The 24,140-nt window shown below is 48.9% G+C and carries 17 protein-coding genes; 12 read left to right on the top strand and 5 right to left on the bottom strand.

Features of this window, described 5'->3' with window-relative positions; genetic code table 11:
- The first annotated feature begins 255 nt into the window (after positions 1–255).
- Positions 256–2,493: an FUSC family protein gene (locus BUR42_RS04820; protein ID WP_074238149.1), complete on the top strand. Its 2,238-nt coding sequence runs from the start codon at positions 256–258 to the stop codon at positions 2,491–2,493.
- A 194-nt stretch (positions 2,494–2,687) separates the two neighbouring features.
- On the opposite strand, the gene bshC is transcribed toward BUR42_RS04820, so the two are convergent.
- Positions 2,688–4,301 (bottom strand): bacillithiol biosynthesis cysteine-adding enzyme BshC, encoded by a 1,614-nt coding sequence (gene bshC, locus BUR42_RS04815; protein WP_143197336.1) that lies wholly within the window; start codon positions 4,299–4,301, stop codon positions 2,688–2,690.
- Positions 4,302–4,489: 188 nt separating this feature from the next.
- On the opposite strand from bshC, the gene BUR42_RS04810 reads away from it, so the two are divergent.
- Complete coding sequence (locus BUR42_RS04810; protein ID WP_074238147.1) at positions 4,490–6,772, top strand: glycosyltransferase family 4 protein; 2,283 nt, start codon at positions 4,490–4,492, stop codon at positions 6,770–6,772.
- A 13-nt stretch (positions 6,773–6,785) separates the two neighbouring features.
- Complete coding sequence (locus tag BUR42_RS04805) at positions 6,786–7,796, top strand: glycosyltransferase family 4 protein (RefSeq protein WP_074238146.1); 1,011 nt, start codon at positions 6,786–6,788, stop codon at positions 7,794–7,796.
- On the opposite strand, the gene BUR42_RS04800 is transcribed toward BUR42_RS04805, so the two are convergent.
- From BUR42_RS04800 to BUR42_RS04790, 3 genes are read right to left on the bottom strand one after another with little or no spacing between them, the layout of a single operon-like run.
- On the bottom strand, positions 7,783–9,246 hold the full coding sequence (locus BUR42_RS04800) for a glycoside hydrolase family 130 protein (RefSeq protein WP_074238145.1): 1,464 nt from the start codon (positions 9,244–9,246) through the stop codon (positions 7,783–7,785). The genes BUR42_RS04805 and BUR42_RS04800 overlap by 14 nt on opposite strands.
- Before the next feature lie 41 nt (positions 9,247–9,287).
- Positions 9,288–10,565, bottom strand: coding sequence for a glucose-1-phosphate adenylyltransferase (locus BUR42_RS04795; protein WP_074238144.1), 1,278 nt, complete (start codon positions 10,563–10,565; stop codon positions 9,288–9,290).
- 10 nt (positions 10,566–10,575) lie between these two features.
- Positions 10,576–11,991 (bottom strand): glycogen synthase, encoded by a 1,416-nt coding sequence (locus BUR42_RS04790; RefSeq protein ID WP_074238143.1) that lies wholly within the window; start codon positions 11,989–11,991, stop codon positions 10,576–10,578.
- 135 nt (positions 11,992–12,126) lie between these two features.
- Between BUR42_RS04790 and BUR42_RS04785 the strand changes: the two genes are divergently transcribed.
- Together BUR42_RS04785 and BUR42_RS04780 are read left to right on the top strand one after the other, a co-directional pair.
- Positions 12,127–13,023 (top strand): DUF72 domain-containing protein, encoded by an 897-nt coding sequence (locus tag BUR42_RS04785; RefSeq protein ID WP_074238142.1) that lies wholly within the window; start codon positions 12,127–12,129, stop codon positions 13,021–13,023.
- 32 nt (positions 13,024–13,055) lie between these two features.
- Complete coding sequence (locus BUR42_RS04780) at positions 13,056–15,977, top strand: FAD-binding and (Fe-S)-binding domain-containing protein (RefSeq protein WP_074238141.1); 2,922 nt, start codon at positions 13,056–13,058, stop codon at positions 15,975–15,977.
- Between the two features lie 8 nt (positions 15,978–15,985).
- Here the strand turns inward: BUR42_RS04780 and BUR42_RS04775 are convergent, their stop codons facing one another.
- Positions 15,986–16,396, bottom strand: coding sequence for a hypothetical protein (locus BUR42_RS04775; RefSeq protein ID WP_074238140.1), 411 nt, complete (start codon positions 16,394–16,396; stop codon positions 15,986–15,988).
- Positions 16,397–16,498: 102 nt separating this feature from the next.
- Here BUR42_RS04775 and BUR42_RS04770 point away from each other — a divergent pair, with 102 nt between their 5' ends.
- The 7 genes from BUR42_RS04770 to BUR42_RS04740 are packed head-to-tail and all read left to right on the top strand — an operon-like array spanning position 16,499 to position 24,070.
- Positions 16,499–17,953 (top strand): TolC family protein, encoded by a 1,455-nt coding sequence (locus BUR42_RS04770; RefSeq protein ID WP_084185629.1) that lies wholly within the window; start codon positions 16,499–16,501, stop codon positions 17,951–17,953.
- Positions 17,950–18,939, top strand: a complete 990-nt coding sequence (locus BUR42_RS04765; protein ID WP_074238139.1) for an HlyD family secretion protein — start codon at positions 17,950–17,952, stop codon at positions 18,937–18,939. Before BUR42_RS04770 ends, BUR42_RS04765 begins: the two co-directional genes overlap by 4 nt.
- Positions 18,936–20,111 (top strand): ABC transporter permease, encoded by a 1,176-nt coding sequence (locus BUR42_RS04760; RefSeq protein ID WP_074238138.1) that lies wholly within the window; start codon positions 18,936–18,938, stop codon positions 20,109–20,111. Before BUR42_RS04765 ends, BUR42_RS04760 begins: the two co-directional genes overlap by 4 nt.
- Positions 20,095–21,258 carry an ABC transporter permease gene (locus BUR42_RS04755; protein ID WP_074238137.1) on the top strand — a complete coding sequence of 388 codons (1,164 nt, stop codon included), beginning with the start codon at positions 20,095–20,097 and terminating at the stop codon, positions 21,256–21,258. Before BUR42_RS04760 ends, BUR42_RS04755 begins: the two co-directional genes overlap by 17 nt.
- Positions 21,255–22,661 carry a DHA2 family efflux MFS transporter permease subunit gene (locus tag BUR42_RS04750; RefSeq protein ID WP_074238136.1) on the top strand — a complete coding sequence of 469 codons (1,407 nt, stop codon included), beginning with the start codon at positions 21,255–21,257 and terminating at the stop codon, positions 22,659–22,661. The genes BUR42_RS04755 and BUR42_RS04750 overlap by 4 nt, the downstream gene beginning before the upstream one ends.
- Positions 22,662–22,680: 19 nt before the next feature.
- Complete coding sequence (murI, locus tag BUR42_RS04745; protein WP_074238135.1) at positions 22,681–23,508, top strand: glutamate racemase; 828 nt, start codon at positions 22,681–22,683, stop codon at positions 23,506–23,508.
- A gap of 34 nt (positions 23,509–23,542) precedes the next feature.
- Positions 23,543–24,070 carry a ferritin gene (locus BUR42_RS04740; protein WP_074238134.1) on the top strand — a complete coding sequence of 176 codons (528 nt, stop codon included), beginning with the start codon at positions 23,543–23,545 and terminating at the stop codon, positions 24,068–24,070.
- Positions 24,071–24,140: the final 70 nt, after the last annotated feature.

The raw sequence follows: 24,140 nt of genomic DNA, 5'->3' as shown, positions 1-24,140 counted from the left end.
AACCGGCCTTTCTCCTACCATCCTTCTGTCATCCTTCAGTGATCCTTCAGTGAAACACCCTCAAACCCTTGCCAGCACTGAGCATCACTGAAGGATCACTGAAGGATTAGCGTAAGAAGCCTGATAGTATTGCGTTACAGCGGATAAAATTTAAAAAAAGTGTCAGCAGATGTCAGCAGCGCTGATAGTATTTTAAGATAAAAGGTGGATAACAAGCAAAAAATCTCTCCTTTGTAAATTGTAATTTTGCACACGATGCAAGAACGTTGGCTCAAAGAAGCAAAAGCCTTTATTTTCAGTTACCATTTCAGCAACGGACTTCGTACTACCCTGAGCGTTGTTGTCCCCTCTGTTATTTTTGCTGCTATCGGGCAGCTCAGCACCGGGATAGCGATATCGATGGGTGCTTTATGTACGGCCCTTGCGGATGTTCCCGGCACTATTATCCATAAACGGAACGGATTGATCATCAGCACCGTGCTGATCTTCCTGATAGCTTTAGGAACAGGTTTGTTGCTGCCTCATATGGCGTTCCTGACCATCTGGGTGGGGCTTTGCAGTTTCTTTTGTTCCATGTTGCTGATCTATGGCAACCGCGGCGGAAATATCGGCATCGGGGGCATGCTGGTGATGGTGAGTATTATGGCGGAACAGTTCAGTACCTGGCAAATGGCCGTGCAGATCGCCTTCCTTACCCTCAGCGGCAGTATATGGTATGCTTTGCTTGCCCTATTATTCTGGCAGATCAGGCCTTACCTGACCGTTCAGCAGACTTTAGGGGATTGTATCCAGTCAACCGCAAAATACCTCCGCCAAAGAGCTAATTTCTACGAACCCGATCTCGATATCACCGAAACCTATAAAGATGTATTTGCCCAGCAGGTGATCGTGAATGAAAAACAGGAAGCCGTTCGGGAACTCCTGCTGAAAATGCGTTCCGCACAGCAGGGTACCACGAGCATCAGCAAAAGCATGGTGCTCATTTTCCTGGACCTGGTGGATATGCAGGAACAGATCATGGCCTCCCAGATCGATTATACCTCCCTGCAAAAACGTTTTGCCGGCACCAAGGTGATCGCGCAATTGCATGAGACCATCATACAATTCTCAGAAGAATTAGATAACATAGGTATCGCAGTATCAGCAGGCTTGCGCTCTATGCCTAAAGTGAATTTGAAACTAGAATTAGAGAAAGCAAGGAAGGAATTCAAGAACTACCAGGCCAGCCTGCCTTCCCTGAAAGAACGGGCAGACCTGATCCCTTTCGAAAGCATTTTCGACAACCTGCAGCATATTACCCAGCGGATGTACAACATGCACCGCCTGACCAGGCTGGAAAGGGTGAAGGAAGCCAGCTTCGATCACCAGCTCGAACTATCCAAATTCACTACCCGCCAGTCGTACGACGTAACCACATTCCGTAATAACCTTACCTTCAACTCCCACATCTTCCGGCATGCGGTGAGAACTGGCGTAGCCATGGTAGCCGGGCTGCTTTTGGGCCAGGCCCTGCAGCTCAGCAGGACCTACTGGATCCTGCTTACCATTATGGTGATCATGAAACCGGGGTTCAGCCTCACCAAAACCCGTAGTTTCCAGCGGATCATCGGTACGCTGATCGGGGCTTTCTTTGCAGCGGGTATCCTCTACCTTACAAAAGACGATACGGTTATCTTCTGCGTGATGCTGGTTTGTATCCTGGGAGCCTACAGCTTCCAGACCTACCACTATATCACGAGCGTGGTGTTCATGACACCCTTTATCATCTTCCTGTTACACTTCCTCCATCCGGCGGATTTCAATAACCTCACGAACAGGGTGATCGATACGGTGATCGGTGGTACGATAGCCTTTGTATTCAATTACATTTTCTGGCCAAGCTGGGAATACAGGTTCCTGCCGGATTATATGATCAAAGCGATCACAGCCAACAAACAATACCTGCAGCAGGTCACCAACCTGTACACTGATAAACCCTTTAGCCTGATCGCCTATAAACTGGCCCGCAAGGATGTACATGTAAGCATTGCCAACCTTACTGCTGCCTTTCAGCGGATGTTATCTGAGCCAAAGAGCAAACAAAAGCATGGATCAGAGCTCTATCATTTCGTAGTGTTAAGTCATTCATTATCATCACATATAGCACAGTTATCTGCTTATGCACTGCAACATCATTTGAAGTATAAGCGGCCGGAATACAAGGATATCCTGTTGTTCCTGCTCACCATTATGGACCATATAGAGCAGTATGTATCTGTAGGAGCTATTATACCGGACCCGGAAACCCCGGCGGCATTCCACCGCCTCGAAGAAAGGCTGGAGGAATTGTTACGCCTGAGACAGCAACAGATCAATGATGGTCAGGGGCATACTGTTGAAAGGGAAGAAATGCTGGAAATAAAACATGTACGGGACCAGTTCCAGGCATTGTTCACGGTGCTAAAGGATATGAAGAAGGCGGCGGTACATGGTGCGGTGATAGTAGAAGGCTGAGGTTGGGCCGCGCATAAAAGGGCGGTTTTTATTTTTTTTAATGAAGAGGGAATCTTTTCTATCTAAAAACACATTACCTCTGCAATAGAGGGTGTTTTTAATGAAGAAGAAATATTCTATCTATACTATAAACACACCGCCCTCTGCTGCGCGGCAAACCTTAAGGCTGCAATAAAGGGTGTTTTTTAAAACATTCATTCCTCCGAAATCACCCCAAACTGGTCCGTAACCGGCTTCACCGCCTTCAGCATCATATCAAACCAGGCCGGCCCATATTGCGCATAGTAAGGCATAAAGTTCTCCTTCCTCTCCTGCAAAGAATTCCCGGGGAACAACCGCTCTTTCAAAGCACGGATCTGTTCCGTCTGCCAGGCAAACTTCTTCTTCTCTGCTCTCAGGAATTTATGCTCCAGCTTACCAATGGATTTCAAAGCACGGGTGCGCTCTCCATTCACGGTAGCGATCAAAGTAACATCAATGGTTTTTGCTTTCTCTTCCAGTTCATTGAACAACTTCTCTACGGCCGCATATTCTTCCCGCAACACCAGGGCAGCATTTGTATGTTCATGCACAAAACGGTTCACCAGCAGCTCTGTATCCTCAAACAACGCATCCGTGCTGATACCCAGTTTCCGCTGGCGGTCATGCAGGTCCTTTTTGATCCAAAGGAAAGAGTTGCGCAGCAGGATAACAGGATAAGGCACCTTATAATGCTGGAAGAGTTCTTTTAGCTCCAGCCAGTACGCCACTTCTCCTCCACCGCCAATAAAAGCAATGTTCGGCAGGATGGTTTCCTGCAGGATGCCCCGAAGGATCACATTCGGACTAAACCGTTCAGGATGGGTGTATAATTCCTCTTTCAACTGCTCCCCGGAAAACGACAACGATGTGTGTAGTATCTTCCACAATTCCCCATCTTTAACAATCCTTTCACGTTTATCCTCAATGAGATAAAAAAGATTTATTTCCCTTGGGGTTGCCTGAACTTTATAATGTTCTGCTAATTTTTCGATGGTTTTGCCCACGATGGAAGCGGAACGCTGCTGCCATAATTCGTCCTCCATTACCGGGATCAGCTGTTGCTTGAATGCCGGATTGTCAGGTATCAGCACAACAAGCCCGTAACATCCGAAAAGGTCGTTTACAAGGCTCAGGGTAGCCTCCTGGATGGTTTTATGCCCCAGGTAAGCCCTTTCCAGCATTTCCACCAAAGCAGGCCCATGCGGCTCAAAACCCACTGCATCTGCCACTTTTTTGATCATTTCATCCAGCCCGGTAGTGTTCATCCGGCCTACCGCGCCCTTCTGATCCGTGTCCCAGGTAAGGGTTTTACCATTCAGCTGTATGGAACCCAGTTCGTCCAGATCTGCATCCTCGCTGCCCATGTAATACACCGGAACAAAATGGTTCTTAGGGTATTTTACCGCCAGGTCCCGGGAAAGCTTGATTGTTTGTAGTATCTTGTAGACGAAATAGAGATACCCTGTAAATATATTCGGCTGATGAGCCGTGCAGACTGTAAAAGTATTGGTGGCCTGCAACAGGCCTATATTAGCCCTTACTTCTTCCCTGATTTCTATCCCCTGGTATTGTTTATATAAGGCTTCCGCCAGTAAGTCCCTGCGCAGTGGCTGCGTTGATTTGACATGCATGGCTTTATCGAAATCAGGATTTACCTGGATATACTCATAAAAAGAGCGCAGGGGTGTACGGCCTGTCAAAAAATCCGCTATGATCGGACTACAGAACCCCGTTTCCGTAAATGGCAGGTAATGGTGGCACATTACCGGTTGTATATGATTGATCACTCTTCGAAATTTGGATGCACGAATTTAGGGAATTTGAAGCAGCCCCTTTTAGAATTTGTTGTTGAGGTTACTATAACGGATAGCTGGTAAATCTGGCAGCGAATTTGTAAAATGATCTATGTCCTGCAAAGCACTGAGCTTTCCTGCCCTGTACCCTTCAATTAAAATGTAAATAATATTATCTCAATATGAAGATAGCCTATATAGCCTCGTATTTTCCGCGGGAATGCGGAATAGCAACGTTCACAGAGCATCTCATTCGTGCGATCTCTAATGAACAGGATCCAACAGCTCCGGAAGTATCTGTGATTGCGATGAACGACGAAGGGCAAACGTACGAATACCCACCTGAAGTTACCTTCACTATCCGCCAGCATCATATGCAGGATTACCTCAACGCGGCGGACCATGTGAATGAAAGCGGGGTGGACTTCGTAATGGTACAGCACGAGTTTGGTATTTTCGGTGGAGAGTCTGGCGTGTATCTCTTACCGTTCCTTCACCGTTTGAAAGTACCTTACCTGGTTACCTTCCATACTGTGCTGAAAGAATCCTCTTTTATGCAGCGGATGGTGGTGAAAGAAATTGCCCAACATGCGGCGAAGGTGATCGTAATGAGTAACCTTGCTATCAATTTCCTCGTGAACCTCTACGACATAGAGCAGGATAAAATACTGATGATACCGCATGGTGTACCGGATTTTGAAAAGCTGAGCATTGATGCTGCCATAATTCCGAAGGTATTACGTGAACGCAAAGTTCTCTTCACCTTCGGGCTGCTGAGCAGGAATAAAGGAATAGAAACCGTTATACAGGCACTCCCCGCCATCATCAGCAAACACCCGGACGTATTATATGTGGTGGCAGGCAAAACCCATCCCGGCGTGCTGCGCCATGCAGGAGAAGAATACCGGGACTACCTGCGGAACCTGATCACAGAACTGGGAGTGGAAGATCATGTAATGTTCATTGATAAGTTCCTCACGGAAAACGACCTGTTCGCTTACCTGATGCACAGCAGTATCTATATCACACCTTACCTGAACGAAGCGCAGATCACCAGCGGCACATTAACGTATGCCATGGGTGCAGGAGCTGCTGTGATATCCACACCTTACTGGTATGCAAAAGAATTACTGGCAGAAGGCCGTGGCCGCCTCTTTGGTTTTGCACAACACGAAGAGCTGAGCAATATCATTACAGAATTACTGGACGACCCCGCTATGCTGGAAGGCCTGCGGGAACGTTCGCTGAACTTCGGAAAGGAATTGCAATGGAGCAGGATGGGTGCCCGTTACCGCCAGGTAGCCCGCAGAAGGCTGCAGAACCCTCCTCCAACGCCAATGCTTACACGTAATCTGCCGGAGCCATCCATGCTGCCGCATCTGAACCTTAGTCATATCCGCCGTTTAACAGACGATACGGGCATCATACAACACGCAAAGTTCGGCATACCTAACCTGAAAGAAGGGTATTGTGTAGATGATAATGCGCGTGCGCTGATGATGACGCTCATGGTAGTACCGCACCGCCCATCCAAGGAGATCCTGGACCTCTTGCCCATCTATCTCAGCTTCCTGCATTACATGCAATTGCCGGATGGCAACTTCAGGAACTTCCTCAGCTTTAACCGGCAGTACCTGGATGAAGTAGGCTCCGAAGATTCCTTTGGCCGTACTATCTGGGCCCTGGGTTACCTGATCCGTCATGCACCTAATAATTCTTACCGGGAATTTGCGCAGGAGATGTTCCATGCCGCCATTCCTCACTTTAAAGACCTGCAGCACCTCCGCGGACGCGCCAATGCAGCCATCGGTGTTTGCCATTACCTTCACTATCATCCTTCTGATGAGCGGTTGTTCGTGGCATTGCGAACGCTCATTGAACCTTTAACGGATGGATGGGAAAGGAACAGCAACGATGCATGGCAATGGTTTGAAAAAGATATGACCTACGATAACGGCATCCTGCCGCTGGCATTACTGCATGCGGCAGAGATCACTGGTAATGAAAGCTGGAAAGAGATCGGGTTGCAAAGCCTCTCCTTCCTGGAAAACCTCACCATGAGCCAGGGTTACTTTACACCTGTAGGCAACGAAGGCTGGCATTGCGAAGGCGGTGACTGTCCTTTATTCGACCAGCAGGCCATTGAAACAATGGCCATGGTGTTACTGTATCAGCAGGCACATACCATTACCGGTAACAAAGTATACCTGCAACGCATGTATACCTGCTATAACTGGTTCCTGGGAGACAATGCATTACGCCTCTCTTTATATGATCAGGAAACACATGGCTGCTGCGACGGGCTGGAAACAAGAGGGCTCAACCGTAACCAGGGCGCTGAAAGCACATTGGCCTACTTCATTTCACATCTTAGTGTATTGAACGCCTGCGCTGCTGTGCCCAAACCGGAAAAGATCCTCAAAACGGCCGTTATTTCAGGAGGCATTGTGAGCAAGATCATTTAGACAGTAAGCAGATATGAAGATTGCAATACTCTCGCCCGTAGCCTGGCGTACACCGCCGGAACACTACGGGCCCTGGGAGCAGATGGCCTCAAATGTAGCGGAGGGGCTGGTACAGCATGGTTGGGATGTAACACTTTTTGCCACGGGCAATTCGCACACCGCCGGTACATTGAAGGCCATTTGCGCAACAGGGTATGAAGAAGACAAAACCCGGGACGCTAAAGTAATGGAGTGTATGCATATCAGTTACCTGATGGAACAGGCCGCTGATTATGCCATCATTCACAATCACTTTGATTTTCTACCCCTCACTTATTCCCGGCTGATCAATACCCCCATGGTCACTACCATTCATGGGTTTTCGTCTGAGAAGATCATCCCGGTGTACAAGCGGTACAACGATATCAATCACTACGTGTCCATCAGTAATTCCGACCGGCATCCGGAGTTGGATTATGCCGGCACCGTTTACAACGGCATCGATCCGGCAGGTTTTGATTATTGCGAAACACCGGAAGATTACCTTCTGTTCTTTGGCAGGCTGCATCCGCATAAAGGTGCGCATGATGCCATTACGCTGGCTAAGAAAACAGGGCATCGTTTGATCATTGCCGGTATCATACAGGATGAAGGGTATTACAATGAGAAGATAAAACCATATGTGGATGGTGAACAGATCCGGTACATCGGCCCTGCTGGCCCGAAGGAACGGAATACCTTACTGGGAAAAGCAAAAGCATTATTACACCCTATCTATTTTGAAGAACCTTTTGGTTTAAGCGTGGCGGAAGCCATGATGTGCGGAACACCCGTGATCGCTTACCGAAGGGGGTCTATGCCGGAACTGATCATCAACGGAGAAACCGGTTACCTGGTGAACGATCTCCATGAAGCGGCCGAAAAAATAAACACGCTGCCCGAAATAAGCCGGGCAGCGTGCAGAATGTGGGCAATAGAACAATTCAGTATGCAAAAGATGGTGAAAGATTATGTGCGTATCTACGAATCACTTAACCTTCTTTGATCTTCTCTAATAGTTTATCCAGTTTCACCGTTGCAAAGGAAGAAGCGTAGTCGGACAGGCCATAAGGGATGATCAGCTCATCATTATGGATCAGTGAACCACAGGAGTACAGCACATTAGGCACATATCCTTCCCTTTCATCCTTATTGGGAATGATCAGGGGTTCTTTCAGCCGCCCCAGCTCAACAGTGGGATCTTCCAGGTCCAGCAACGTCAGGCCCAGGCAATAGGTACGCATAGGTCCCACGCCATGGGTGAGCAGCAGCCAGCCTTCGGGTGTTTCTATCGGGGAACCGCAATTCCCTATCTGCACAAACTCCCAGGGATACTTGGGTGTTTGCAGGATCTGCGGGTTCTCCCATACATTGATCTTATCGGAATACATGATGTAATTGTTGATCCCGTCTATGCGGGACAACATGGCGTATTTGCCATTGATCTTCCGCGGGAACAACGCCAGGTTCTTATTCTGGGCACCCTCTCCATACAGCGGCATGATCTTGAAACTGTAGAAATCCCGCGTTTGCAGGAGTTTGGGCTGAATGGTGATACCATCAAATGCAGTATACGTAGCATAATAGGTAACACCGCTTGTATCGCCGGTGTATTTCACAAACCGCGCATCTTCTATCCCCCTGCTTTCTGCTTCGGAATAAGGGAAGATCACCCTGTCTGAAATATCTGTATCCAGCGAAAAGTTAATGTCGTAATAGGAATCTCCCAGCCATAAGAGGCGCTCCAGGTTCCTTTTCAGCAGATGGTCCACCTGGTACCGCTGCTGCATTTCCCTTATTGCCTGTTTCAGGGCTACATATTCAAATGTATCCGGCAGCATGCCTTTGACCTCGTTCATCACGGAGTCCGGCAACTTAATGGAAACGGCATTCTGAAAGAAGGTCTCTTTATGGTAAACAGCATTACGGATGATCTCCGGTTCATCCACATAATTACCGGCCGGTACAAAACTTACTTCATTGTCCTTCCCTATCAGGCCACGGCGGAAAACGATGGAAGAAACGTGGCCTTCCCCTACTGCGCGGAAGCTCATGATCACTCTCTTTTCCCCATCTTCCAATCCGCTCTGGTCCACATCCTCCACAATGGAAGGATTAAAGAAAGCCGCAGATTCAATAGAAAATTCGTTGGTGAAAAAAGAACCGATCAGGAGTTTCCTTTTGTACTCTACCCCGCTGTAATCAATGTTCATGGCCACGAACAGATTGCGCAGCTTTTCTGCATGGCGTTCAAAGATACGGGTGATGTTACGGTGACGTTTGGAGAAATCCCTTAGTATAGGCGTAATGGTGATATCCACTTCTACTTCAGACATTTCCAGCACTTTCAGTATTATTCCTTTGGCTCTCGCATCCCCGTTAAAGAAAAAACGTGCTACCACACGTTTAAGGTCCGGGGTGATCTTTGTTGCCTGTCTTTCAATAGATAATCGCATATACCTGATTTAATCAATAATAAACCTCCCGTCAACCATGTCTATGCAAGGCATTGAAAGCCATCGGGGAGTATTGCTCCTTTCTTCACAACTACAATGCCATCTTTCACGGTATATTTTTCAAAATCCCCGTCTTCCATATGTTTACCGCCATTAATCCTTACATCATTGCCTATACAGGCATTCTTATCGATAATGGTATTATTAATATAACAGCGGTCTCCGATACCAATGGGAGGCCTGCCATGACTCCGGGCGTTGTTGATCTCGTCCAGGGTCTGGTAGGTATCGTTCCCCATCAGGTAACTGTTGCTGATGGTAGTACCTTTACCGATGCGGGTACGGATGCCCACTACGCAGCGTTCCAAACGGCTGGCGTTAATGATGCAGCCATCCGCGATCACGGTTTTTTCCAGGGTGGTGCCGGAGATCTTTGCCGGCGGCAGCATGCGGGCACGGGAAAAGATGGTCTGGTGGTTATCGAACAGGTTGAACTGCGGAATATCGTCTGTAAGGCCCAGGTTGGCTTCAAAGAAAGATGAGATGTTCCCGATATCCGTCCAGTACCCTTCATATTGAAAACTGAGCACCTTGTGCTGGTCGATGGAATTAGGGATGATCTCCTTACCAAAGTCCGTTGCTTCCGGCGAGCCGCTCAGCAGGTCGAACAGTAATTGTTTATTGAAGATGTAAATACCCATGGAAGCCAGGTAATTCCTTCCCTCCCGCTGCATATCGGGGCTAACTTCGGAAGTCCAGTCCGGCAGCAGGTCTTTCTTCGGCTTCTCTATAAAAGAAGTGATAAAGCTTTCCTCATTTGTTTTGAGGATCCCAAAATCTGTAGCATCCTTTGCATTCACCGGGATGGTGGCAATGGAAATGTCTGCCCCCTTTTCTATATGATGCTGGATCATTTCGCGGAAGTCCATCTGGTACAACTGGTCCCCGGAAAGAATCAGCGCATATTCAAACTCAAAGTTCTCCAGGTGCCGCAGGGTCTGGCGCACTGCATCCGCCGTACCCTGGAACCACGTGGGGTTATCGGGCGTCTGTTCTGCAGCCAGTATATCCACAAAGGCTTTGCTGAAATGAGAAAAGTGATACGTGTTCTTGATATGCTTATTGAGCGAAGCAGAGTTGAACTGCGTCAGTACAAATATGCGATGCAGATCGGCATTAAGGCAATTGGAAATGGGGATATCCACGAGGCGGTACTTGCCTGCAACCGGTACGGCAGGTTTGGAGCGGCTACGGGTCAGCGGGTACAGCCGCGTACCGGCTCCTCCCCCAAGGATGATTGAGATCACTGCGTTAGACATAACGTTATTTTTATTTTAGGCTGGTGTATAGATCTAAATATTGCTGCGCTGCTTTATCCCAGGAATGATCCAGCTGCATGATCGTTTTCCTGATCTTTGAAAATTTGGTTTTGGTGTGGAATAATTCCAACGCCCTGCCGATGGCATGACACACATCCCCAACGCTGGCATGATAAAAACGGATCCCAAACCCGCCCTCATCACCAAAGTCGGTAACGGTATCTTTCAGGCCGCCTGTTGTACGTACAATGGGCACTGTACCGTAACGCATGGCATACATCTGGTTCAGGCCGCAGGGTTCCACGCGGGAAGGCATCAGCAAAAAGTCGGCCCCGGCATATAGTTGATGGGAAAGGGCCTCGTTATAACCAATATAAACATTAAAGTGCTCTCCTGCATACTGCCTTGTTTGCTGCAACATCCATTCCGTATGTGCATCTCCGCTCCCTAATATAAGGAAATTCAGCGCACCCGGGTTTTCAAACAAGGAACGCCCGATGATCTCCGGCAGCAGGTCTGCTCCTTTATCGCCTACCAGCCTGCCGATGAACACAAACAACGGCAATTCAGGGTCCAGCCTGAAAGTTTCGCAGAGATGCTGTTTATTGGCCTTCTTTCCTTTCAGCTGGCTGCTCATGGTATACTTTGCTGCAATCATGCCGTCTTTGCCAGGGTTCCAGACTTTGTCGTCAATGCCGTTGAGGATGCCGGTGGCTTTCCCCCTTTCTGCATTCAGCAGCGCTTCCAGGCCATTTGCACTGGTGAAAAGTTCCTCCATGTAACTGGGCGACACCGTGTTGATGCGCCATGCGCATTTGATGGCAGCCGCCAGTGGGTTGATACTGCCTCCCCAATCCAGCATACCACTCTTCCACAGGTCAAAGGAAGGGATCAGGTATAACTTATCCCATCCAAACTGGCCCTGGTACTGTGCATTGTGAATGGTGAGCACCGTGGCAATATCCTGCAGCCGGCTGTATTTGTAACCGAAGCGGACGAGGAAAGGGATCAGGCCGGTATGATGATCGTGGCAATGGATCACATCCGGCTGGTGCTGCCATTCATTCAGCCAGTCCAGCACTGCCACCTGGAATCCGAGGAAACGCTCTGTGTCGTTCATGTATCCATATACGCCGGGGGTATCCAGTAAACCCGGGATATCCACCTGGTAAAGATCAAAGCCCAATTCATTGGAGTCTTCTTTCCATACATTGAAATGGAACCATGCATGCCCCACCCATAAACCGCCCTGGTGAACCAGTTCATAGGTATGCGATTCCCGGAATTTTGTGTGATATGCGGGCATCACTACTTTGGCAATTGTTCCTGCCTCCTGCTGATATTTGGGCAGGGCGCCCACTACATCGCCCAAACCACCTACTTTTGCCACCGGATAACACTCCGCGCTAACGTGTAAGATCTCCATGCTTTTTGTATTCGTTTATAAATTAAACCGGAAAAGCCAGAAAACAAAGGGCTTGCTAAAATATTGATAAACAAAGATGAAATGCTATGGTTGTCCACACCTTGTCAGTTGATTAAAAATTAATATTTTAACAGCATGCAATTCGGACGTACAGACCTTGACCTGTTAAACGACATCGACTTCAAACTCCCTGCGGAACCGGTTTTCAACCAGGGCGTACTGCCCGGCAGGCCGGCACCGAAGCCTTCCTTTTATCTCGGTGCCACCAGCTGGAACCGAAAAGACTGGGTGGGCAGCGTATTTCCAAAGGGCACCAAAGAAAAGGATTTCCTGGAGCAATATGCCAGACATTATAACTGCGTTGAGCTGAATGCCACGCATTACAAGATCTATCCGCCGGAAACTATCCGTAAATGGGCAGAGAAAGTAAAGGGCCGGGATTTTCGTTTCTGCCCAAAGGTGCCTCAGAGCATCAGTCACTACAGCAACCTGGTGAATGCCAAAGAGCCCACCACCGCTTTCCTGGAAGGTGTGATGGCTTTTGAGGAACACCTGGGCCCTATCTTTTTACAGGTGGGCGAACAGTTTTCCCCTGCCCGCAAAGATCAGTTGTATAATTACCTGGCCTCCCTTCCCACAGACCTTACCTTTTTCCTGGAACTGCGTCACCCGGAATGGTTCATTCAGCCACAGGAGCTGTACACTACGCTCCGGCAACTGGGCATCGGGCTTGTCATAACAGATGCTGCCGGGCGGCGGGATTGTGCACACATGCACCTGCCTCTTCCCAAAGCCTTTATCCGGTATGTAGGCAATGGCCTGCATCCAACAGATTATGTACGGGCAGACGATTGGGTGAACCGCCTGCATTATTGGCTGGAGAACGGACTGGAAGAAATATATTTCTTCCTGCATATGCATGACGATGTGGCGGTTCCGGAAATGAGCATTTACCTGGCAAGCAAGCTGGAAGCGGCTTCCGGCCTTAAACTTATCAAACCTCACATTCACCGCGATAATACCCTCTTTTAAGTCACGCGTTTAAATGTTAATTTCGCACCATTATGATCAAGCGTGAAAAGCTGGTACAACTCAGCCGGGAATTACGGGGAGAGCTGTACCTGGATGATACAATGCGGACCCTTTACGCCACAGACGCTTCAGCCTACCGTGAAATGCCTTTGGCCGTAGCCATTCCGGAGAACACAGACGATATTAAGACACTGATCCGGTTTGCCCGGGAGAACAAAACCTCCCTGATCCCGAGGACCGCAGGCACTTCCCTGGCGGGGCAGGTAGTAGGGAACGGCATCATTGTGGACGTTTCGAGGAAATTCACTTCCATCCTGGAGATAAATACTGAAGAACATTGGGTACGGGTACAACCCGGCGTGATCCGCGACGAGCTCAATTACTTCCTGAAACCTTACGGCTTTTATTTCGGCCCGGAAACATCCACCGCCAACCGCGCTATGATCGGCGGCATGGTGGGTAACAACTCCTGCGGCTCCAACTCCGTTGTATACGGCAGTACCCGGGAACACCTCCTGTCAGTAAACGCCATCCTCAGCGATGGGTCTGAAGCCACGTTCTCTGCTCTTTCGCCTGATGAGTTCCATGCAAAATGTGAAGCTACGGACGATAGCCTGGAAACCAGTGTATACCGCCAGATCAGGAAGATATTGGGCAATGCGGATAATCAAAGTGAGATCCGCAGGCAATTCCCCAAACCTTCCATCCTCCGCCGTAATACAGGTTATGCTGTAGATATGCTGCTGGAAAGCGCACCTTTCACTGCAGGTAAAGAAGACTTCAATTTCTGTAAACTGATAGCCGGTTCAGAAGGTACCCTTGCCTTTCTCACGGAGATCAAGCTCAATATATCACCGCTGCCGCCAAAGGAAACCGGCCTGATGTGTGTACACTTTCCCACCATCAACGATTCCCTTCGCGCCAACATCATTGCCATGCGCTATAAACCCAGCGCCAGCGAGTTGATAGATCATTATATACTGGAATGCACAAAAGATAATATCGAGCAAAGCAAAAACCGCTTCTTTGTATTGGGCGATCCCGGTGCCATCCTGGTGGTGGAGTTCTGCAGGGATACCCGCGAAGAGATAACGGCTATTGCCAACCAGATGAAAGCAGAAATGGAAGCCGCCGGTTTAGGTTACCACTTCCCCCTGCTGTTTGGAGACGATACCAAAAAGATCTGGACGCTGCGTAAAGCAGGATTAGGATTGCTCAGCAACCTACCCGGTGATGAAAAGGCCGTACCCGTGATCGAAGACACCGCAGTTGCCGTGGAAGACCTGCCCGATTTTATCGCGGACTTCAACGAAGTGCTGAAGAAACACAGCCTGTATGCTGTGCATTATGCACACGCAGGCAGCGGGGAGATCCACCTCCGCCCCATCATCAACCTGAAAACCGTAGAAGGTAACCAGTTATTCAGGACCATCGCTGAAGAAATTGCCATCCTTGTAAAGAAATACAACGGCTCTCTCAGTGGTGAACATGGAGACGGCCGACTGCGCGGTGAGTTCATCCAGCAGATGATCGGTCCAAAGAACTACCAGTTATTAAGAGAAGTTAAATACACCTGGGACCCGGAAAACATCTTCAATCCGCACAAGATCGTAGATACGCCTTCCATGAACAGCTTCCTGCGTTACGAGCCGGGAAAGAAAGCGCCGGACCTGAAAACCGTGTTCCACTTCCCGGAGCAGACCATCCTCCAGCACGCAGAGCAATGTAATGGTTCCGGGGACTGCCGTAAAACAGAACTGAGCGGCGGCACTATGTGCCCCAGTTACATGGCCACCCGCAACGAAAAGGATACTACCCGCGCGCGGGCCAATATCCTCCGTGAATTCCTCACGCATTCCACCAAAGAAAATAAGTTCGATCATAAAGAGATCTACGAAGTACTGGACCTCTGCCTTGCCTGTAAAGGCTGCAAATCAGAATGCCCTTCCAACGTGGATGTGGCTAAACTGAAAATGGAATTCCTGCAGCACTACCTCGATGCCAATGGCGTACCCATGCGCACCTGGCTGATCGGTAACTTCCGCATGATGACCAGCCTGGCGGCTATTGCACCCGGCATTTACAACTGGCTTGTTAAAACACGCTTCACTTCCCGGCTGATCAAAAAGATCTGCGGCTTTGCGCCTGACCGTTCCATGCCTACACTGGAAAAGAAAACACTGCGGAAGTGGCTGCGTGAGAATCCGCAAAAAGGTGTGGAAAGCCGAAAAGTATATCTCTTCGTAGATGAATTCACCAATTACAACGATACCTATGTAGGGATCAAAGCGGTGAACCTCTTGCGTAAATTAGGATATGAAGTGATACCGGTGGAACATCCGGAGAGTGCAAGAGCATTACTGTCCAAAGGTTTCTTAAGGAAAGCGAAAGTGATCGCGGAAAAGAATGTGCGCCTGTTCAGTACCCTCATCACCGCAGAAACGCCGCTGATAGGTATAGAACCTTCTGCCATCTTAGGTTTCAGGGATGAATATCCTGATCTTGTGGGAGACAACCTGCGGAACACCGCTAAGATGCTGGCAAAGAATGTGCTGCTGATAGATGAATTTATTTCCAAAGAAATAGACCTGGGGCATATCAAAGCAGATCAGTTCAAAGGTGCTAAACAGCACATTAAACTGCATGGGCACTGCCAGCAAAAAGCATTGTCCAGTGTACTGCACAGCAAAAAAATGCTAAGCCTGCCGGAAGGTTATACGGTAGAAGTGATCCCATCCGGTTGCTGTGGTATGGCAGGATCTTTTGGGTATGAGAAAGAACATTTCGACATCTCTTCCCAGATCGGAGAACTGGTATTATTCCCTGCTGTGCGGAATGCTGCTCAGGGAACCATCATCGCGGCGCCGGGCACCAGTTGCAGGCACCAGATCAAAGATGGCACCGGGGCCCTGGCCAAACACCCTGTTGAGATATTGTATGAAGCATTGGTTTAACCAATGCTTCATTTTTTTAAGAAGAACTTACCTCCTGTAGGACCCCAGGAGCCTATACGCCAGGTCCCGGCCAGGCTGTCTGGTTTGTGCAGGATGGCTTGTATGGAAAAGGTACTGCTGGAACCACGCACATAAGTATATTCCCCAAACAGTTTTCCATTTTGAAGGCTATAGACCCCCTCCGCCATTAAGGCCGCATCTTCCTTACGGCCATCATAAACGGTCATGGTACCATTATCTTTAAAATCGATCGTGTAAACGGCGGTGAGTGGGCCGAATGCGGTATCACCGGGTTCGGGTGAACTGATATTTCCATATCTGCCTTGCCAGGTGCCGTTGAGTAATTTGGGAACAGGTTTGACGGGGTCTTTTTTGCAGGCAGTGCATACCAAAAAGAGCAGGCATAGTTTCCTAAACATAGAAATGGGGTTTAATTCGCAAAGTTACGCTTGCCAGTGATCACCGGCATCCACATAAATATGTGAACAATTCTTTCAGCGGGGATGTTAATAATCCTGAATATGAACCCAAAAGCAAGTATCAACATCCTGCTGATCTGTTTAACAGCCTGTACCCCGGCTGCAGCGCAATCCGGAGAACTTAGCCTGGCAGATTGTTTCCGGATAGCCAGGCATAAGAACCTCGCGGTGGAGCAGGTACGCCGCTCCCTGCAGGCCAGGCAATACCAGCTGAAAGCAGAACAAAGCACCTACTTCCCCAAAGTGGACCTGCTGGCAGGTTATAACTATCTCAGTCAACCGCTCGAGGTAAACCTGCAACAGGTAAAGAATGGTATTGTGGAAGGTTCTTCGCAGCAGAGTGTATCCACCGCCAATTCCGTGTACCAGCAGATCACAGGCAATCCTCTTCCCCAACCTGTGCAGGACGGCATTTATAATACTACCAAAGGCATCATCAACACAGTATATCCCAATTATAATCCGGCCCTCAGCAAGCAGCAATACTTCACTGCCGCACTGGGTCTGCGCCAGCCTATTTACCTTGGTGGTAAACTTGCCACTGCGAGAGACATTGCAAGAGCAGAATATGAATCAGGTATCGTGAATGTGGAACTCGTGGAAAAACAGATGGATTTTTTACTGGCTGCTGCATATATCCGCATCCTGTATTTCAATGCCGTATTGCTTTCCCAGGAAAGGATCGTAGCATCCATGGAACGTAATGAACGTTTTGCCATCTCCCTCGTCAATAACGAGATCATTCCACCTTATCAAAGGAACTGGGCTACTGTGGCGCTGACCTTCGCACGCTCGCGCCATGAGAACATGGCATTGGAAAAGATCAATGCCATGGTGGAACTGAAACGCCTCATGCAATTGCCACAGGATACCTTACTCACTATCACGGATACACTGCATTACAAACAACTGGAAGCCATCCTGCCCCCGGAAGGATTTTATAAAGGCAATCCCACGTATAAAGCAGTAGCCAGTAAAACGGCACTCGCGGAAAGTACCGTGAAAGCCAGCAGGTCCCTTTCACTGCCCAATATCTTTGGTATTGCCAGCCTGAACCTCTATCAGCGTGACCTCCCCATTACCACTCCCCCCTGGCTGGTAGGTGTGGAAATGCAATGGAACCTGTTCAGCGGATTCTCTCATCAGAAAAAAGTAAAGGCCACTAAGTTATGGGTAGATGAAGCGAAGATCGCCGCAGACAATACGCAAGCCTTACTGGAAGCAGGCGCTGCCGTGGTAAGGAATAAAGTAACGGTGCTGCAAAGGGATATGCAATCCCTTTCACAGGCAAGGGCACAGGCGCAACTGACCACTGCGCAGGTGCAGGAAAGATTAGCCAACCAGCTTTCTTCCGTGAAAGATGTAAACGATGCACTGCTGATGGAAGAAGAAATAGGTAAAGCCTATTATACCGCGCTGTTCGGCTACCTGCTGGCAGCTGCAGAATATTATAACATTCTTGGAACACCACAACAAATCACTACGCTGCTACAATGAAAAAATTCTTCTCACAATACTGGGCACTGCTCATTCCCGTCATCATCCTGCTGATTGCATTACTGTTCCTTGTGCGTAATCCTGCCGGCAACGAAAACACATTCCTTGGCATGGTGGATGCCTCCTACGTGGATGTAGCGGCAGAATTTCCCGGCAGGCTGGATACCCTGCTGGTGGAGAGCGGCGATACCGTAAAACAGGGCCAACTCCTCGGCGTATTGAAGACCACGGAGATCAACGCCATCCGCCGCCAGGCAGAAGCTGCTATTGAAGCTGCTTCCTCCCAGGTGAAACTACTGCAAAAAGGCGCACGGCCGGAGATCATTAAAAATGCCGGCAACCTCTACAACATTGCACAGGAACAGTATAACCTCGCACAGAAAACATACCAGCGCATGGAGCGCCTGTATAACGACAGCGTAATCTCCGGCACAGAAAAAGACCTTATTCATTTCAAATACCAGGCAGCAAAAAAAGAAATGGAAATTGCACGCCTCAACCAGGAGATGCTGGAAAAGGGCACACAACCGGAGATCATCCAAACAGCGGCCGCTATTTTAAAACAGGCAGAAGAAGGATACGAACTCACCAAAGCACTTACAGACAATACACGCATCTATGCCCCGGCAGATGGCATCATTTCTTCCCTGGTGATCCACGAAGGTGAGATCGTCAGCATCGGTTACCCGATGATGACCCTGCAGAAGAATTTATCTTATTTCATCCGTTTCAATATCCGGCAGGATAAGGCCGGCACATTACCTCTGGGAGCCAAGGCCCGCGTGAAAGTACCGGGCTGCCAGCCGGAAGAATTTGAGGTATACGTTTCCGCCGTAGCCCCTTCCCTGGAATTTGCCAACTGGGTGCCTGTAAAAGAAAAAGGAAAATTTGAACTGCGCACTTTTACAGTAGAATGTAAACCTGTTGATGTAAACACTATAAAAGGTCTCCGGCCGGGTATGACCGCAGCCCTGCTAATCCCATGATCAAGGCCCTGCTACAGATCACCCTGCGGGAATGGAAACGCATTCTCACCCGCCCGGAGCATAATCTTGTGCTGCTGGTGATCCCGCCCCTGCTTTTTTTCTTCTATGCATTTATCTATAACAAACAACAGGCAGAAGACCTGCCGGTTGCCATCTGGGATGAAGACCACTCCCCCGTTTCCCGGCAGATCACTTTCCTGCTGGAACAAACGGCCAGCATTCATATTACGGAACAGGTGAACAGCCAGGCAGAACTGGAGCAACGCATGCAGGAACAAAAGATCATCGGCGCTATCCATTTCCCGAAAGGTATGGAAAGGGATATCAAAAGCCGTCACCCTGTAAGCGTTACTATTTATACCAATGCTGCATCCCTGGTACCGGGGAAATTAATTTATAAAGATGCCTCTACGGTGATCATTACTGCAGGCTCCGGCGTGAACCTGCAAAAGTTCATGAAAACAGGCATGCCGGAGGAAAAGGCCATGGCACTGATCATGCCGGTGAGCCTCACGGTATATCCATTATACAATCCAACCTATAACTACCAGCATTACCTCGTGCCCGGCCTGATCACGGTAGCCTTACAGATGATGATCATCATGGTAGCAGTGCTGATCATCAACCAGGAATGGAAAGAAGGCACGATGGAAACATTACGTATTACAGCACACAATAGTGCAGGCCTGATCATCACCGGCAAAGCCATTGCACACCTCACCACCTCCTGGGTGAACTTTGTGCTGATGACCGGCGTGATCTTTCCTATCTTTTCTTTAAGCCATCCCGGCACACTCTGGCAGTTGTTCCTGTTGTTTAACTTATTGGCGCTGGCCTGCATCGGCATTGGCATGATGGCCTCTGTAATTGCCAGCGATGTAATGCTGGCACTGGATGCAGGTTTGTTCTATACTTCGCCGGCATTTGTGTTCAGCGGTTTTACATTTCCCCGCTGGGGCATGCCCTGGTATGATCAGTACTACGCCAGCCTGATGCCTTATACGCCTTTCCTGGATGGCTTCTTCAAATTGTATTTCATGGAACTGCCTTTGCGGTATGCTATGCCGGAGATCATCCGGCTGCTGCTGTTCATTGGTTTTACCTTTTTTATAGCGGTATTCTTTTTACAGGTACGGTTGAATAAATCAGTGAGATATGTTATTACTCCGTGAAGTAAAACTGGTGGCTAAAGACCACAGCCTGCTGCTTACATTGCTCATTGCACCATTGCTGTATGCTTTCTTTTACGGTAGCATCTACTCCTACAAAACAGAGGAAGAAGTACCTATTGCTGTAGTGGATGAAGACCATACCGGCTTATCCCGTTTAATGATACAGCAGATAGACAATACCCAGATGGTGCATGTAGCTGCCGTTACCCACCTCGCTGCCGCAAAGGAAAGCATGTTGCAGGGGAAGGTACAGGGCTTCCTGTACATCCGTGAAGGCATGGAGAAAAAAGTGCTTTCCCTGCAACAGACCAATATGGTATTAGCCGTGAACGCTGCACGTTTCCTGCCTTCCAGCGATGTGATGGGCACCATCACACAGGTAGGCTTAACGGTTGGCGCCGGTGTGCGTTTACAATATCTTCAGAAGAAAGGCATGAATACGGAAGCATCTTTACAGGAAGTGATGCCTGTAAAACCTGATTTCCGACCGCTCTTTAATAACAGAACGGATTATGGTACTTTCCTCCTGCCCGGCCTGCTGGCGATGATATTACAGCAAACGTTACTGTTAGGCCTGGCTGGAGGTATTGCGGCGGAAAGGCAAAGGGGCACCGTTATGCTGCAAACCTCCGGCACCGGGGAAAGCGCAGCATCTTTCAGTGCCTGGATGAACCCCGGCGCCAGTCTCTCTTCGGCCCTCTGGGGCAAGGGCCTCTTTTACTTCATCCTCTTCAGTTGCTATGCATTCTTTTTCCTCACGGTGAACTTTGGTGTGCTGGACCTCCGGCTGCTCGGCAATCCATGGGAACTGGGCATCGTTACAGCACTGTTCCTGTTATCGCTTATCCCGATGGGCATCTTCATTGGACTATTATTCCGCAGCCAGTTACTGTGTACGCAGCTGATGGCATTTTCCACTTATCCTATTTTCCTCATTACCGGCTACACCTGGCCCATCCAGCAATTACCGGATGCCCTGAAAATAGTGTCCGGCATTCTGCCGATCACACCATTCCTTTCCTTATACCAGGGCATTGTGCAACAGGGTGCGCATATCAGTGACCGTATGCCTGAACTATTTCACCTTTGCGCGCTCTGGCTTTTTTATACCTTTATCTGCCTGATGAAAATGAGAAAGCTGTCATGAGATCAAAAGCAGGAATACTCGTCACCCTCATGCTGGGCACCATTATGGCCTCGCTTGATTCCAGCATTGTAAATATATCCCTTCCCGTTATGCAGGACCAGTTCAACTGCCGCCTTGATGAAGTGCAGTGGGTAGTTACTGCCTACATGATGGCCTTCTCTGTATTCATGCCACTTACCAACTGGCTGAAAGACCGCATAGGGTTCTTTGCTTTGTATGTTGCCAGCCTCAGTATTTTTACATTCGGTTCCCTTCTATGCAGCTTGTCCAACAGCCTGGAATGGCTGGTGATCAGCCGCGTGATCCAGGCCATCGGCGGGGGTGCGCTTACGCCAACGGTAATGGCTATACTTTCTTTTGTATTTCCTGCCAATGAAAGAGGAAAGATGCTGGGATGGTGGGGATTGGGTGTTGTGTTAGGGCCTGCATTAGGCCCTACGCTGGGTGGTATCCTTACACAACACCTGGGCTGGCCTTCTATCTTTTATATCAATGTACCCATTGGCCTTATTGCCATCAGCATGAGCTTCCGGTACATGGGTTTCCTGCGCAAACAGGAGAAAGTACGGCTGCCTTTTGATACACCCGGTTTTATCCTGCTTACCATCTTCCTCGTTACCCTGCAACTGGGTATTTCCAGGCTGCAGAAAGACAGTGATACGCTCTGGGGTTTTATCTCCTACTTTGCTGTTGCGCTAATTGCCCTTACAGGGTTTATTACCTGGGAAAGAAAACGCAGCAACGGCATCTTCGATATCCGGCTTTTTGCCAATGTACAATTGGTTTCGGCGCTGCTGGTTACTTCCGCCCGCTCCGCTGCTTTGTTCGGTGGTGTATTCCTTTTACCCTTCCTCCTGCAGCGCCATATGGGGTTTGCAGAAATGCAGGCGGGTTTATTGCTGCTGCCCGCCTCTTTAACACTGGCTATTATGATGCCGCTCTCCGGCAGATGGGTAGACCGGCATAACCCGCGTGCCATTGTAGTAACGGGCCTCATTTTACTGATCGTTACCATGATACTTTTCGGCAGGCTGGATGTGGGCAGCAGTGTTGCTGTTATTACCGGCGCCATGCTGATCCGGGGCATTGGCCTGGGCTGCCTCGTAACACCTCTCACCGTAGCAGTGGTGAATTCCGTAAAACCAACAGAAGTTACACAGGCTGCCAGCCTGAACAGTCTTACTTTACAGGTAAGCGGTGCAGTGGGTGTAGCTATATTATCCGTGGTACATCAGCGTGTGCATGAACATTTTGCCGGGAAAGGTTACCTGGAAGCTATCGCGGAACACCAGGCATTGCAATGGGGATTTTATACAGCAGGCGGATTACTGGCACTCGCCATGTTGCCCGCCTTCTTCCTTTCTCCACGGAAAGCTGCTAAAGTGGGCATGCCCGTAGCATAAAAAATACTTACTTTGTAGCATGGATAAAAAGAAAGGACCAATAGGCGTATTTGATTCAGGATATGGCGGTTTAACGGTACTGAAAGAGATCGTGAAGGAATTACCGCAATACGATTACATCTACCTTGGGGATAATGGCCGCGCACCATACGGTGGCCGTTCTTTTGAAACCGTATATCATTATACATTGGAGTGTGTACAGCATCTGTTCAATATGGGTTGCCACCTTGTGATCCTGGCCTGTAATACCGCTTCCGCAAAAGCATTGCGCACCATCCAGCAGAACGACCTGCCGAAGATAGATCCGGAACGCCGCGTGCTGGGCATTATACGCCCTACTACAGAGATCGTGGGCAACTATACAAAGAGTAAACAGGTAGGGATCTTTGGCACCAATGGTACCGTTACTTCCCAAAGTTACCCTATTGAAATAGAAAAATTCTACCCGGATATCACCGTTTACCAGCAGGCATGCCCCATGTGGGTGCCCCTGGTGGAGAACAATGAATACAACAGCGAGGGCGCGGATTTTTTCATTCATAAATACATCCGGCAACTGATGGTGCAATCGTCAGACATAGATACCATCGTACTCGGCTGTACACATTACCCGCTCTTAGCAGATAAGATACAGCAGCACCTCCCGCCAGATGTAACACTGCTTTCCCAGGGCCCTATCCTTTCCCACAGCCTCAAAGATTACCTGGAAAGGCATCCGGAAATGGCTGCAAAATGCAGCACCGGCGGCAGCCGTATTTTTTATACCACAGACGATACCGAAACCTTCGACAGGCAGGCTGGCATCTTCTTCGAAGAAACAGTTAAAAGCCGTCACCTATCCTTATAATTCGTATATTTAAATCAACTAGAACGATCTCTATATGTTAAGTAAAACTATTCAAGAAGCGCTGAACGCACAGGTGGCGCTTGAAGCAGCCTCCTCACAGGCATACCTGGCTATGGCATCCTGGGCAGATATTCAACCCGGCCTTCCCGGCGTATCCGAATTCTTCTACAAACAATCAGATGAAGAACGTGTGCATATGCTGAAACTGATCAAGTTCATCAACGAACGTGGCGGTTTTGGTGTAGTACCTCACCTGGGGCAACCCATTATCACCTTCCTCTCCATCAAACGTGTGTTCGAAGAATTCCTTTCACATGAGATCAAGGTATCAGAAAGCATTAATGAACTTGTTCATATGTCTCTCCAGGAGAAAGATTATGCTACCCATAACTTCCTTCAGTGGTATGTTTCGGAACAGATAGAAGAAGAAAGACTGGCCCGTACCCTCAACGAAAAGCTGGAAATGATCGGTGAAGACAAGAGCGGTCTTTACCTGTTTGACCGGGACATCCTCAACTTCCGCCTGCAGCAAAGCGGTGGCGGTGGCGGCAGAGGCCATTAAAAATACCGGGAGAGCGGCCAGGCCACTCTCCCTTTTTATTAACATTATTAATGTTGTCAACCCCTTCCTC

The organism is Chitinophaga niabensis, from assembly GCF_900129465.1.
In the GTDB taxonomy this organism is placed as follows: Bacteria; Bacteroidota; Bacteroidia; order Chitinophagales; family Chitinophagaceae; genus Chitinophaga; species Chitinophaga niabensis.
The sequence above is the reverse complement of the archived record's forward strand: the minus strand, read 5'-3'. Positions and strand labels throughout refer to the sequence as shown.

Coding starts and splice junctions, on each gene's coding strand:
- BUR42_RS04775 (WP_074238140.1), bottom strand. CDS start 16,396: ATGTTTAGGAAACTATGCCTGCTCTTTTTGGTATGCACTGCCTGCAAA.
- BUR42_RS04795 (WP_074238144.1), bottom strand. CDS start 10,565: ATGTCTAACGCAGTGATCTCAATCATCCTTGGGGGAGGAGCCGGTACG.
- murI (WP_074238135.1), top strand. CDS start 22,681: ATGGATAAAAAGAAAGGACCAATAGGCGTATTTGATTCAGGATATGGC.
- BUR42_RS04810 (WP_074238147.1), top strand. CDS start 4,490: ATGAAGATAGCCTATATAGCCTCGTATTTTCCGCGGGAATGCGGAATA.
- BUR42_RS04765 (WP_074238139.1), top strand. CDS start 17,950: ATGAAAAAATTCTTCTCACAATACTGGGCACTGCTCATTCCCGTCATC.
- BUR42_RS04780 (WP_074238141.1), top strand. CDS start 13,056: ATGATCAAGCGTGAAAAGCTGGTACAACTCAGCCGGGAATTACGGGGA.
- BUR42_RS04740 (WP_074238134.1), top strand. CDS start 23,543: ATGTTAAGTAAAACTATTCAAGAAGCGCTGAACGCACAGGTGGCGCTT.
- BUR42_RS04755 (WP_074238137.1), top strand. CDS start 20,095: ATGTTATTACTCCGTGAAGTAAAACTGGTGGCTAAAGACCACAGCCTG.
- BUR42_RS04760 (WP_074238138.1), top strand. CDS start 18,936: ATGATCAAGGCCCTGCTACAGATCACCCTGCGGGAATGGAAACGCATT.
- BUR42_RS04770 (WP_084185629.1), top strand. CDS start 16,499: ATGAACCCAAAAGCAAGTATCAACATCCTGCTGATCTGTTTAACAGCC.
- BUR42_RS04750 (WP_074238136.1), top strand. CDS start 21,255: ATGAGATCAAAAGCAGGAATACTCGTCACCCTCATGCTGGGCACCATT.
- BUR42_RS04790 (WP_074238143.1), bottom strand. CDS start 11,991: ATGGAGATCTTACACGTTAGCGCGGAGTGTTATCCGGTGGCAAAAGTA.
- BUR42_RS04785 (WP_074238142.1), top strand. CDS start 12,127: ATGCAATTCGGACGTACAGACCTTGACCTGTTAAACGACATCGACTTC.
- BUR42_RS04805 (WP_074238146.1), top strand. CDS start 6,786: ATGAAGATTGCAATACTCTCGCCCGTAGCCTGGCGTACACCGCCGGAA.
- BUR42_RS04820 (WP_074238149.1), top strand. CDS start 256: ATGCAAGAACGTTGGCTCAAAGAAGCAAAAGCCTTTATTTTCAGTTAC.
- BUR42_RS04800 (WP_074238145.1), bottom strand. CDS start 9,246: ATGCGATTATCTATTGAAAGACAGGCAACAAAGATCACCCCGGACCTT.